Raw genomic sequence first — 13,225 nt, 5'->3', positions numbered from 1 at the left:
ATTTATTGAAATTAAATTTAAAAAATATTACAATAACTAAATTTTTATAAAGGACAAAAAATGAGAATTCTTTTATCTTTGCTTAGCTTTTTAAGTGTTTTGTTTGCAAATGATTTAAATAAAAATTATTTTACGCAAATGCAAGGGGCTAGTGTGTATGTGATATCCTTGCAAGAAAGTAAGCTTGATACTACAAAATTAGTATCAAATAACAACGAAGAAAAAAATTTCATTTCTACTTTTTCAAATTTAAAGCCAAATCAATTAAATATAATCTTTATTAAAACTAAAAATTTTAATATATTAATAGACACAGGCTTTCCACACAATCAAGCAAAATTAAAGCTTGAATTAAACAATATTGGCATTGATTTTAGCGATATTACTCATCTTATTTTAACTCATGCACACCCCGACCACGTAGGTGGAATTTTAGATAAAGAAGGCCAAAATAACTTTGTAAACGCCCAGCTTTTCATAGATGAAAATGAGTTAAATTTTTGGTTAAATTCCACAAATGAAAACACAAAAAAGGCCTTAAATGCTTTTAGTAAGGTGCATTTTTTTAAAGAAAGATTTCCTATGCTTGATGATGATATAAAGCTTTTCGCTATAAAAGCTTATGGGCATACCCCGGGGCACAATTTAATATCCATTAAAAGCGAATCAGGCGAGGAGTTAGTTTTTATGGGTGATTTAGTGCATTTTTATGATATACAAAGTAAAAGTCCAAATATAAATGTGGTTTATGATAATAATAAAACCCAGGCAGCTAAGAATAGGGCGTATTTTTTAGACTATTTTAAAAAAAATAAAATACCTGTAGTTGGTGCACACATGCCAATTTCTAAGCCTCTTTTTTTAGATGAAAATTTGAGTAAATAAAGGATAATTATGTTTAATGGTAAAAACATTTTAATCACGGGTGGGACCGGTTCTTTTGGTAAGACTTATACAAAAATTTTACTTCAAAATTATAAGCCAAATAAGATTATTATTTATTCAAGAGACGAGTTAAAGCAGTTTGAAATGGCGTCAGTGTTTAATGCCCATTGTATGCGTTATTTTATAGGTGATGTTAGGGATAAAGATAGGTTAATAACTGCTATGAGAGATGTGGATTTTGTGATACATGCAGCAGCCATTAAACATGTACCAATTGCTGAGTATAATCCTATGGAGTGCATTAAGACAAATATTAACGGGGCTCAAAATGTAATCGATGCTTGTTTAGCAAATAATGTCTTAAAATGCATAGCTCTATCTACTGATAAGGCTTGCAATCCTGTGAATTTATATGGGGCTACAAAATTAGCCAGTGATAAGCTTTTTGTCGCAGCAAATAATATAGCAGGTAGCAAAAAAACAAGATTTAGCGTTACAAGATATGGAAATGTGGTAGGTTCAAGGGGTTCTGTTGTACCCTTTTTTAAAAAATTAATAGCTAAGGGTGAAAAATCCTTGCCAATTACTGATGAAAGAATGACTAGATTTTGGATATCCTTAGAAGAAGGCGTAAAATTTGTTTTAAGCAATTTTGAAAGAATGCATGGGGGTGAAATTTTTATCCCAAAAATTCCTTCAATGAAAATAACAGATTTAGCTAAAGCCCTTGATTCAAATTTAGATATAAGGATTATAGGCATAAGACCTGGTGAAAAATTACACGAGATAATGATTTCGAGCGATGATAGTCATTTAACATATGAATTTGAAAAATATTATATTATAAGTCCTAGTATAAGTTTTACAAATATTGATGTAGATTTTAGTAAAAATGCAAAGGGCGAGATTGGAAAAAAGGTTAGGGATGGCTTTTCTTATAGTTCTGATAATAACCCATCCTGGGCCAGTAAAGAAGAACTTTTAGACATAATAGAACACACAGGGGCTTTTTAATGCTTAGCTATTCTCACCAAAACATAGATGAAAACGACATTCAAATCGTAATTGATAGCTTGAAAAGTGATATTTTAACGGGTGGAAAAAAGGTAGATGAATTTGAAGAAGCCTTGGCAAGTTATGTTGGGGTTAAGTATGCTTGTGTGGTAAATTCGGCCACCTCAGCACTTCACTTAGCATTTTTAGCCTTAAATGTTAAGGATAAAATAGTGCTTAGTACTCCTATTAGCTTTGTAGCTACTGCAAATGCTACTTTAATGGCAGGGGCAAGTGTAGAATTTATAGACATAAAAAGCGATGGAAACATAGATGAAAAAAAGCTTGAAGAAAGGCTTAGGATAAGTTCTCAAAATATAGGGGCGATTTGCGTTGTAGATTATGCTGGAAATAGCGTTGAGATAGATAAAATTTCAAAGCTTAGTAAGGATTATAAAATCCCTTTGCTTGATGATGCTAGTCATGCCTTAGGGGCTATGTTTAAGGATGAAAAGGTGGGAAAAATGGCGAATTTAAGCGTTTTTTCTTTTCATCCTGTTAAGCCTATTACTACCTTTGAAGGTGGGGCAGTTTTAAGCGATGATGAAGAATTAATTAAAAAAGTAAGGCTTTTAAGAAGTCATGGCATAGTTAAAAAAAAGCTTTATGATAGCGATATGATAGAACTTGGCTATAATTATAGGTTAAGTGATGTAGCTTGTGCATTGGGTATAAACCAACTTAAAAAGCTAGATAAAAATTTAGAAAAAAGAGAAGAAATAGCTAAATTTTACGATAAGGAATTTGAGAAAAATCCTTATTTTTCCACAATTAAGATTAAAGAATATAAAAAAAGTTCTAGGCATTTGTATCCTATCTTACTTTTTCCTGAGTTTTATTGCTTAAAAGAAACGCTTTTTGCTAAGCTACTTGACTTAAACATAGGCGTACAAGTCCATTATAAGCCAACCTATGAATTTGGCTTTTATAAAAAGAAAATGGGCGAAATTTTCCTTGAAAATGCAGATAATTTTTATAAGGCAGAACTTAGCATTCCTTGCCACCAAGAAATGAGTTTGCAAGATGCTATTTATGTTAGGGATAATCTTTTTAAGCTTTTAAAAGAGTGCAAAAAGGATTATTGCTAACTATAAAAAGCCACCCTACTATATGTAGGGGGACTAGTATTTTTAAGCAGGGGAGCTTCTTTCATAGTTGCGATGAAATTATATACAAAAAAAAACGCAAGGCGAAAATTTTCAAAAAATCACTTTAAAGTTTAAATCTTCTATCATTAATCACGTTTTTAAAAATTTAAATTTTTTATCATAAACAGCAAAAATCACTAACTTAAATTTTTATTAAATTCAATCTTGCGTTTTTTTTTTTTTTTTTTTCTATACAATTTTTTTCGCAAAAAGACTACTTTTAGCAATTTTAAATCATAAGGTTTTAGGTGTTTGAATTAGCAAAAAAGCTTTTTCCAATTTGTCGTTCTATCACTGGTGATGGCTTTTTACAAAGCCTGAAAATCATTGATGAGTTTATGGGAGAAAGTAGCTTAAAAATTCACTCTGTAAAAAGTGGTACTAAGGTGTTTGATTGGGTCGTGCCACCTGAATGGAATATAAAAGATGCTTATATTTTAAGTCCTGATAATAAAAAAATTTGTGATTTTAAAGAGAATAATTTACATATTTTAAACTATTCTTGCCCTGTGAATTTAAGCCTTAGCCTTGATGAGCTTCAAAATTATTTATATTCTTTGCCAAATATGCCAGATGCCATTCCTTATGTAACAAGCTATTATAAAAGACGTTTTGGCTTTTGCCTTACTCATAATCAAAGATTAAAATTAAAAAAAGGAATTTATAAGCTTTTTATTGACTCAAATTTTAATGAAAAAGGGAATTTGCATTTTGCAGATAGTCTTATAAAATCAACTACTAAAAATAAAAATGAAATTTTAATATCTACCTATTTATGTCATCCTTCAATGGCAAATAACGAGTTAAGTGGTCCTTGTGTCTCGGCAGGTCTTTTTAAATGGCTTAAAAGCTTGAAAAAAAGAAAATATAATTATCGTTTTGTTTTTATACCTGAAACCATAGGTTCAATTTGCTATTTAAGTAAGAATTTAAATCACTTACAAAGATATGTTAAGGCCGGTTTTGTGCTATCTTGCGTTGGAGATAATTTAGCTTATTCTTTGATTAATACTCCAAATTCTAACTCATTAAGTGATAAGGTAGCCTTGCATATTTTAAAAGATAAGCCAAATTTTAAGCAGTATAGCTTTTTATATAGAGGAAGTGATGAAAGACAATATAATAATCCTTTAGTAAATCTAAATGTAGTTGGAATTTGTCGTTCTAAGTACGCAGAATACAAAGAATATCACACAAGCTTAGATAATCTTGATTTTATAAGTGTTGATGGTCTAAATGGATCCTTAAAGGCTATGCAAGAAATAATTTTAAGCTTAGAATTAAATGAAACCTACAAGGCCACAACCATTTGCGAACCAAATTTAGGAAAAAGAGGACTCTATCATACCATAAATGTTAAAAATATCCCTCCACCAATTGCAAGTTTTTTAGCCTTTTGTGATGGTAAAAAGGACATAATCGATATAGCCAATATCCTTGATATCAAGGCTTTCGAGCTAAAAGACATAATAGAAAATTTATTAAAATTTAAACTTATAAAAAGGGTAAAAAATGATAACTAATGTTAATGACTTTTTAGAAAAATCAGTTAAGAAATTTCCAAATAAAATAGCCTTTGAAGAACTAGATAAAAGCATAAGTTATAAGGACTTTAATGAGACAAGCAAAAAAGTAGCTAGTAAGATTATAGATATAATAAATTGTGATTTTCAAAGAGGGGTATTGATAATCTTACCAAAGGGCATTGATTGTTTGCTTAGCTTTTTTGGCGTTGTAAAGAGTGGAAATTTTTATACGCTTTTAGATAAAAAGACCCCTAAACAAAGGATAGAACAAGTTATTGAAATTTTAAAACCTAAGCTTTTAATAACCTTTAAAGACTTTCCTTATAGCTTTGATTTACCAACTATCTTTACGCAAGATTTTAAAGACTATGATATAAACGAAGAGGGCTTAAAACTAGCAAAACAAAGGCATATTGATACAAATTTATTATATGTCTTTTTTACAAGTGGAAGCACAGGCATTCCAAAGGGCGTTAGTATAGCTCATAAAAGCGTTATAGACTATACCTTTTGGGTGTGCGAAACCTTTAAGATTAGCAAAAAAGATAGCTTTTTAAATCAATCCCCTTTTTATTTTGATAACTCTATACTAGATATTTTTTCAAGCATTAAAATGGGAGCTTGCCTTCATATAGTGCCAACTTCTTTATTTGCCTTTCCTAATAAAATTTTACAATACATAGAAGATAAAAGGATAAGTACTATTTTTTGGGTGCCTTCCGTGCTTATTTATTTTGCAAATACAAATGCCCTAAATTATTTTAAGTTAAAATCATTAAAAAGAGTATTATTTGCTGCTGAAATTATGCCTAATAAACAGCTTAATATTTGGCGAAAATTCTTACCAAGAACCCTTTTTGCAAATTTATACGGACCTACCGAGTTAACTGATATTTGCTGTTACTATGTAGTAGATAGAGAATTTAAGGATGATGAGCTTTTACCTATAGGTAAGGCTTGTAAAAATGTAGGGCTTTTAGTTTTTGATGAAGATTATAAGCTAATTACAAAGCCTTTTGTTAAGGGCGAGTTACTTGTAAGGGGGACTAGTTTATCGCTTGGTTATTATAATGATGAAAAAAGGAGTAAAGAAGCCTTTATACAAAATCCACTGCATAATAATTTTTTAGACCTTTGCTATAAGACAGGCGATATAGTAGCTTACAATGAAAGGGGAGAGCTTTTATGCTATGGTAGAAAGGATTTTCAAATTAAATTTATGGGCCATAGAATAGAACTTGGAGAAATAGAAATAATGCTAAGTTCTCACCATGATATAAAAAATAGTGCTTGTATCTTTAAAAATGATTGCATTTATGGCTTTTATGAAAGTAGTAAAGAGCTAAATTTAAAATACTTTTTAAGGGATAAATTGCCAATTTATATGATACCAAGGCAATTTATAAGGGTAGAAAAATTTAGCTTAAATGCAAATTCAAAGATTGATAAAAAGGCGTTAAATGAGCTTGTTTGATGAGCTTTTAAGCACCTTTGAAAAGGGCTTTTTACTTAGTAATTTTTATGAAAGTTTGGCAAGTTTAAAATCTCAAAATTTTAGCATTCAAAAAGAAGGTAATAATTTTTTTATCTATGAAAAAAATTTAAATTTAATGTACTTTTTTATAAATGAAAATAAAAAATTCAAGCTCAAAAACACGCACTTAAAGCTTTTAGCTAAAAATAAGGCCTTTGATAAATTTAAGGAATTTTTACAAATTAATAATTTTTCAAATTTTAGAAATTTTACGCAAATGATTTTAAAAAATGAAAAAATAACCATACCAAATTTTAACATGACAAGCTTTGCAGAGCTTAATCAAGTAGCAGAAATAAAGGCTTTTTTAGGGGAATTTTTTAGCCTTGAGTATCTTTTTTATTTTAGTGAAGAAGAGTTGAAAGAAAAGATTTTGCAAAATGAGATTTTAATTTACACAGAAGATAAGCTTATAAAAGGAGCTTTAATTTTTAGCAAACATTTAAATAGCGTTTTCTTAGACTTTATAGCTGTTAGCAAAAATTTAAAGAATAAAAAGGCAAGTTTTGCCCTGCTTTGTGATTTTATAAATCTTAATAAAGAAGTGCTAAATTTTAAGCTTTTTGTGGATGATACAAATGAAAAAGCCATTAATTTTTATAAAAGAAGTAATTTTATAAATACCAATATAAATTTAGCATTTTATAGGAATTTTAATGAATTTTGAAAAAATTATAATATTAGGTCAAGGAAGAGTTGCCAAAAAATGTCAAGAAATAGCCAGTGAGTTTTTTAAAACAAAGATAGATTATATAGAAAGCAAAAAAGAAAATTTCAAGGATTTTAATAAGTTTTTTAATGGTCTTAAAAACTGCTTTATAGTTTCAGCAAATAGCTTTTATATCTTTAAAAAAGAATGCGTTTTAAATAATTCTATTATAAATTATCATAACTCACTTTTACCAAAACACAAGGGGGTAAACGCCCATGTTTTTTGTATCTTTGATAATGATGAAAAAAGTGGCATTACTTGGCATAAGGTAGATTGCAATATAGACACAGGCGATATTTTAGTACAAGGCGAAATTATTTTAGATAAGCAAATAACAAGCTTAAAGCTTTTAAATTTACAACATAACCTAGCTATAAACACCTTTTCAAAGGCCTTAACAAATTTTAAAAATAACTCGTGCTTTAAACAAGAAATGGGGGGGGGTTGGCACAAATTTAAAGATATACCAAATGATGGCTTTTTAAAACTTTCTTGGAGTAAGGAAAAAATTTCATCATTTTTAAGGGCTATGAATATGGGTTTTCAAAGAAGTCTGCCTTATGCAAAGATAAAACTTTTTGAAAAAGAATACGAGGTGCTTTTTTACGAACTAAACGAAAAAAGCTTGATTTTACATTTAAGTGATGATATGAAAATTTCAATTACAAAGGAGAAAACATGCAATTAATTAAAGAATTTTTCAAAGAAATTCAAAGAGATGATATAGATGAAAATGCTACTAACCTGCTTAGCGAAGGCATTATTGACTCACTTGATATTATGGGCCTTGTAAATGCCATTGAAAAGCATTTTAAAAAGCCATTAAAGGCTGAATTTATCGAGGCAAATAATTTTGAGAGTTTTCAAAGCATTAAAGCAATGATTGAAAAGGCTATGAGTGATTAATGAGGCTTTGATTAAGTATAAAGAAAAGATACTTTATAGCAAGGATTTATTATTAAGCTTAGAAGAAATAGGGCTTAGTAAAGGTGATATGCTTTGCGTTCATACTGAAATTTTTTCCTTTGGTATGCCCTTGCTTAAAAAAGAGGATTTTTTAAATAAGATTATTGAAATTTTTAAAGATATCTTAGGCAAAAATGGCACCCTTATCATGCCAACCTTTACCTATAGTTTTTGTAAAAATTTAGACTTTGACAAACTTAATTCAAGAAGTACTATGGGAATTTTAACCGAACATTACAGAAAACAAAATGGCGTTTATAGGACAAATGACCCTATATTTTCTTTTGCTATAAGTGGGGCTAAGGCTGAACTTTTAAAAAAGGATTGTAAAAGCTGCTTTGAAAAGGGTAGCGTTTATGATGTTTTAAAGGATGAAAAAGGTAAGCTTTTAATCTTTGGTAATCAAAAATTAGGTTATACCTTTACGCATTTTATAGAAGAAGAGGCCCTCGTATCTTACAGATATTTTAAAGAATTTAACGGAAATTTCATAGATGAAATGGGTAATAAAAGGCAAAAAAGCATAAAGTATTATGTAAGAAAATTAAATGAAAAATCAGAACTTGATATAGATAAGGTATTAAAACTATTAAAACAAAGTAATAATTTTAATACTAAAAATGTAGCAAATGCAAATATCACTTTAATAGATACTAAAAAATATTACGATACTTTTTATGAGATGATGAAAAGGGATGAAAATTTTTTATTGAAGGAATGAAATGAAAGTAAATAACCATAAGATAAAAATTATAGCAAATGTACTTGGACAAGATTGTATTGGCTTTGAAGACGAGTTAAAAGGTGAATTTAACGAACTTAAAATAAAACTTGCAAAATAAAATTTAGGCATTAATAAGCATTATAAGTAAAAATTTGCTAGTGATTTAGCCACGAAAGCCCTTTAAAAAATACTTCAAAGTGGGGTTAAAGAAGACTTAGACCTTATTTATTTTATAGGACATACCCCTGATTTTTTAGCACCCGGGGTATCTTGCATAGTACATAACAATTTAAATTTAAGTAAAAAACCCTATGTTTTGATATAAATATGTATTGCTGGGGCTTTAATGCTAGTTTATTTCAAGTCTTTTTAGCACTTGAAAATAAAGATATTAATAATATATACTTAATCTTATATAACACAAAATCCAAAAAATTAAAGTATAAAATCATCTATGCAAGCACTAGCGATAGTGCAAGTGCTATTTTAATTACTAAGGATAAGGATAAAAAACCATGTTTTTTTAAACAAGAACTTTTTTCTAAACTAGCCCTTAAAGAAACCCTGCCACTAAGTGCTTATAAAAAGGGCGATGATTGTTTGATAGTGGATAATAATTTAATCTTTAATTTTTTACAAGATAACTTAAAAGAATTTTTTTATAGCTTTTTTGATGAAGTAAATATAAAGAATATTGACACTTTTTTAATAAGCTGTGCGAATAATTTTGTTTATACAAAGATATTAGAACTTTTAAATTTAGATAAAAACAAATGCTTTAACGAGGTCTTTAAGCATTATGGCAATAACGATATAAACAATATACCCTTAAATTTAAGTCTTTATAATGGCGGTGGAATTGTCAAATTTGCCTAGTAGGTTTTGGCACAGGCATAGTGCTTAATATGCTTAACTTAAATATAAATTTTAAAGATTGCATATTTTTATAAAATTTGTTTTTAAACTTATTTTTGTAAAATCAAGGCTATGAAAAAAATAGCTAATTTAAAGTATATATTTTTATTATTAATCATTGATTTTATCTTTTTAAGCTATGGTATAAGCACACTTAGCATAAGTAAATACGAAGCAAGTATTTATTATGGTGATTTTTCCTTGCTTAAAATCTTAGCCCATTTTGGTACCTTTTTATTTGGTCAAAATGATTTTGGATTAAGATTTACCTCTTTATTTTTTCATTTTTTAAGCTGTATTTTACTTTATATCTTAGCCTTAAAATACACAAAAACTAAAACTGACGCCCTTTTTTCTTTACTGCTTTTCATACTTTTACCAGGTACCATTGCAAGTGCCTTGTTAGTAAATGAGGCCTCTTTTGTACTTTTTTTATCCTTAGTTATACTTTGTGCTTATGAATATGGCAAAAAATACCTATTTTATGTATGTTTGATACTTTCTTTATTTGTGGATAGTTCCTTTAATATCTTATTTTTAACCTTTTTCTTTTTTGCACTTTATAAAAAAAATTCTTTTCTAACCCTTGTTAGCATAGTGCTTTTTGCCTTTAATCTTGCCTTTTATGGCTTTGAAACAGGAGGTAAGCCAAGTGGGCATTTTTTAGATACCTTAGGTATTTTTGCTGCTTGTTTTTCCCCCCTTGTTTTTATATATTTTTTTTATGTTATTTATCGCTTAGCCTTTAAAAAGGATAAAAATTTATTATGGTTTTTAATGAGCGTGACTTTTATATTTTGCCTTGTACTTTCACTTAGACAAAGACTTTTTTTAGAAGATTTTTTACCCTTTTGCGTGATTTGTACCCCATTGCTTATAAAAACTTTAATGGCCTCGTATCGCGTAAGACTTCCTAAATTTAGACTAAAATATAAAATTTTTATAGAATGTGCTGTGATTTTTTTAACCATTTGTTATCTAGCAATAGTAGCAAATAAAGCACTTTATGCCTTTATATCAAACCCACAAAGGCATTTTGCTTATAATTACCACCTTGCAAAAGAACTAAGCATTGAACTTAAAAAGCAAGGAGTAAATGCTGTTAGGGTAGCCCCAACCTTGCAAGAAAGGCTTAAATTTTATGGCATTGATGATAGCGTTAATTTTTATCTAAGAAGAATCAATGATAAAACTTTATTGCAAAATGATAAAAAAACTATAAAAATAAGCCTTGGAAAGCATGAAATTCTTTATCAAGTGTTAAGCTATGAAAAAAAGCTTTAGCTTACTTGAACTTTGTTTAAGTCTTTGTATTTTAGGAATTTTACTATCTTTTTCAAAGATATTTTTTGAAAAAGATAGGCTTTATGAAGGGGCATTTCAAATAGTAAATGATTTAAGATATACAAGAAGTTTAGCCCTTTTTCAAAGTGCTTTTAGACCAGAAAATTTAAGCGTTGCTAGTGATGAATGGTATAAAAGCAGGTGGCAACTTTATTTTAATAAATCAAATTTCACTAATCAAAATTTAAGTTATTCTATTTTTTTAGATAAAAATGGAGACGGCAACGCAAATTTAGGAAAAATAAATGTAAATGTAGATAGGGAAATGGCAGTGGATATTTTAAATCCTAATAAGCTTATGAATTATGGACAAAGCGGAGTTTTAGACGCAAGAATTGAAAGCGATAGAATGAAAATGACTTCAAGATTTAACATAGAAAAAAATTTTGGCATTATAAAGGCTGAATTAAGGGCAGCTTGTTCGGGGACTTCAACTAAGATTATCTTTGATGAGTTTAATCACCTTTACTCGCCCTTAAAAAACGCAACCTCGGCCTTTGATAAGAATTTAAGCTTAAATGATAAATGTGTAATAAGGCTTAGCAACAAAAATAAAAGCATTTGCATAGTAGTTCAAACCCTAAGTGGCCTTGCTTATATACCTGAATTTAATTCGCATAATGTGCAATTAATCGAGTATAAAAATAAAATTACACCCTGCGAAAAAATTTAGAAAAATTTGCTAAACAATACTTTTTATTATTTATGTAATGGTATAATGTCGCTTAAAAATTATCTTTATATGGAGTTTAAAATGAAATTAGGAATTAGTGCTAGACTTTATTTAAGCTTTCTACTTATAATAGTGTTTATGCTAATAATAGCTTTTTATGCGATACTCAAGGTAGGATTCTTAGATGATAGTTTGACAACAGCAACTGGTATAAATGCTATGATACAAAGGCAGGCTGTTAATTACAGAGGTAGTGTGCATGACCGCTCTATTTTAGTAAGAGATGCTATTTTGATTCGCGATAAAAGCGATTTATCAAAGACTCTTGAAGAAATTAAAAAGCTTGAGGGTGACTATGAAAGAGCACATGAAGTATTAATGCAAATGGTAAAGGAGGGCGAGATTAATCAAGAAATCGTAGCCATGCTTAATGATATCGATAAAACCGATAAAAGAACTAGAGAAATTTATAATGAAATTCTTAGTGATATTACCAAGGATATGGATAGAAATCGTGCAACTGGCTTGCTTTTAGACAAGGCAAGGAGTGAGTTTATCTTATGGCTTGCACAGATTAATAAGATTATTGACTATGAAGAATTAGCCAATCAAAAAATAACTGATAATGCCTTACAGCAAACCAAGTCTTTTAAATTTGTAATGCTTTTTATAGTGTTAATATCTTTAATTGTTGCAATTATAACTATATTCTTAATAGTTCGCTTTATCAAAAATTCAGTGGGTGGTGAACCAAGCGTGGTAAATGCGATTATAAAAGAAGTAGCCAATGGAAATTTAACTCAAAAAATTCACACAGATTATAAAGAAAGCATACTTTATGCTGTGCTTAAAATGCAAGAACAATTAAAAAGTATTGTTAAAAAGATGATAGTTATCTCAAATGAGCTTAATCAAAAGGCGGATTCTGGCGTAGAAAGGATTAATCATATAGAAAAATCCGTTATCCAACAAGCACAGACCTCAAAGGAATCAGTGGCTAAAATTTATGAAATTTCTCAAGCTACTCAGTTTATCTCAAAGGGTGCTATTGAAACAGAACAAAATTCTAAAAGCACAAGCGATGTTTGTCAAGATAATAAAAAATCTGCAGAAGATACAGCAGCTCAAATGGAGTTAATCGCTGAAAATTCATCTCGCATAGCCCAGCAAATTTCTTCACTTAACGAACATGCTAAAAACATTGGTACAAGTACTGATTTAATTAGCGAGATAACAGACCAGACAAATTTACTAGCCCTTAATGCAGCAATTGAAGCAGCTAGGGCAGGTGAGGTTGGTCGTGGCTTTGCAGTTGTGGCTGATGAGATTAGAAAACTAGCTGAAAAAACAGGTAGTGCGACTGACCAAATAGCTATTATAAATAAGCAAATTCAAGAAGAAACGAACGCAACAGTTAGCATTATAGAAGAGTCAATTCCTCTTGTAACCCAAGGTAAAATGCTAAGCGAGGGCGTTAGGGATAGTGTTGAGGTGATTTTTGACCAAGCAAGCGATAGTTTATTGCAAGCACAAGAAGTTAGCAAGGCAGTTGTTAATCAGGTACAACTTACAAAGGATATTGAAGAAAAGATAAATGTTATAGCCGATATTGCTCAAAAAACTCAAAAAGATGTTGGCGAAAATAAGGCCGCCATGCAAGAATTAAAACAAATTAGCGATAACTTGCAAAAAGAGATTAAAATCTTTAAATTATAAAATCAAGACCCTAGGGTCTTGATTAAATT

At 29.3% G+C, this 13,225-nt stretch carries 13 protein-coding genes; all 13 read left to right on the top strand.

What is annotated here, in order from left to right; genetic code table 11:
• The first annotated feature begins 60 nt into the window (after window positions 1-60).
• The gene (locus tag FMM58_RS01830; protein ID WP_150152084.1) at window positions 61-885 is read left to right on the top strand and encodes an MBL fold metallo-hydrolase; all 825 of its coding nucleotides are present in this window, start codon (window positions 61-63) and stop codon (window positions 883-885) included.
• Between the two features lie 9 nt (window positions 886-894).
• Window positions 895-1,899 (top strand): UDP-N-acetylglucosamine 4,6-dehydratase (inverting), encoded by a 1,005-nt coding sequence (gene pseB / locus FMM58_RS01825; protein ID WP_150139697.1) that lies wholly within the window; start codon window positions 895-897, stop codon window positions 1,897-1,899.
• Window positions 1,899-3,026 (top strand): UDP-4-amino-4,6-dideoxy-N-acetyl-beta-L-altrosamine transaminase, encoded by a 1,128-nt coding sequence (pseC, locus tag FMM58_RS01820; protein ID WP_150152087.1) that lies wholly within the window; start codon window positions 1,899-1,901, stop codon window positions 3,024-3,026. The genes pseB and pseC overlap by 1 nt, the downstream gene beginning before the upstream one ends.
• Before the next feature lie 308 nt (window positions 3,027-3,334).
• Window positions 3,335-4,609, top strand: coding sequence for a DUF4910 domain-containing protein (locus FMM58_RS01815; protein WP_223810433.1), 1,275 nt, complete (start codon window positions 3,335-3,337; stop codon window positions 4,607-4,609).
• Complete coding sequence (locus FMM58_RS01810; protein ID WP_150180329.1) at window positions 4,599-6,086, top strand: AMP-binding protein; 1,488 nt, start codon at window positions 4,599-4,601, stop codon at window positions 6,084-6,086. Before FMM58_RS01815 ends, FMM58_RS01810 begins: the two co-directional genes overlap by 11 nt.
• A complete protein-coding gene (locus tag FMM58_RS01805) occupies window positions 6,073-6,813 on the top strand; it encodes a GNAT family N-acetyltransferase (protein ID WP_150180328.1) in 741 nt (246 codons plus the stop codon). The genes FMM58_RS01810 and FMM58_RS01805 overlap by 14 nt, the downstream gene beginning before the upstream one ends.
• Complete coding sequence (locus FMM58_RS01800; protein ID WP_150180327.1) at window positions 6,803-7,546, top strand: formyltransferase family protein; 744 nt, start codon at window positions 6,803-6,805, stop codon at window positions 7,544-7,546. Before FMM58_RS01805 ends, FMM58_RS01800 begins: the two co-directional genes overlap by 11 nt.
• Window positions 7,537-7,764, top strand: coding sequence for an acyl carrier protein (locus FMM58_RS01795; protein WP_150151311.1), 228 nt, complete (start codon window positions 7,537-7,539; stop codon window positions 7,762-7,764). The genes FMM58_RS01800 and FMM58_RS01795 overlap by 10 nt, the downstream gene beginning before the upstream one ends.
• Window positions 7,757-8,545: an AAC(3) family N-acetyltransferase gene (locus FMM58_RS01790; RefSeq protein ID WP_223810432.1), complete on the top strand. Its 789-nt coding sequence runs from the start codon at window positions 7,757-7,759 to the stop codon at window positions 8,543-8,545. The genes FMM58_RS01795 and FMM58_RS01790 overlap by 8 nt, the downstream gene beginning before the upstream one ends.
• Before the next feature lie 330 nt (window positions 8,546-8,875).
• Complete coding sequence (locus tag FMM58_RS01785; protein ID WP_150180326.1) at window positions 8,876-9,424, top strand: 3-oxoacyl-ACP synthase; 549 nt, start codon at window positions 8,876-8,878, stop codon at window positions 9,422-9,424.
• A gap of 111 nt (window positions 9,425-9,535) precedes the next feature.
• A complete protein-coding gene (locus FMM58_RS01780; RefSeq protein WP_150139684.1) occupies window positions 9,536-10,747 on the top strand; it encodes a hypothetical protein in 1,212 nt (403 codons plus the stop codon).
• The gene (locus tag FMM58_RS01775; protein ID WP_150151305.1) at window positions 10,731-11,480 is read left to right on the top strand and encodes a prepilin-type cleavage/methylation domain-containing protein; all 750 of its coding nucleotides are present in this window, start codon (window positions 10,731-10,733) and stop codon (window positions 11,478-11,480) included. The genes FMM58_RS01780 and FMM58_RS01775 overlap by 17 nt, the downstream gene beginning before the upstream one ends.
• A gap of 81 nt (window positions 11,481-11,561) precedes the next feature.
• Entirely contained in the window at window positions 11,562-13,196 is a 1,635-nt protein-coding gene (locus FMM58_RS01770; RefSeq protein WP_150139681.1) for a methyl-accepting chemotaxis protein, read from the top strand.
• Window positions 13,197-13,225: the final 29 nt, after the last annotated feature.

This window comes from Campylobacter sp. LR291e (genome assembly GCF_008633915.1).
In the GTDB taxonomy this organism is placed as follows: domain Bacteria; phylum Campylobacterota; class Campylobacteria; order Campylobacterales; family Campylobacteraceae; genus Campylobacter_D.
The sequence above is the reverse complement of the archived record's forward strand: the minus strand, read 5'-3'. Positions and strand labels throughout refer to the sequence as shown.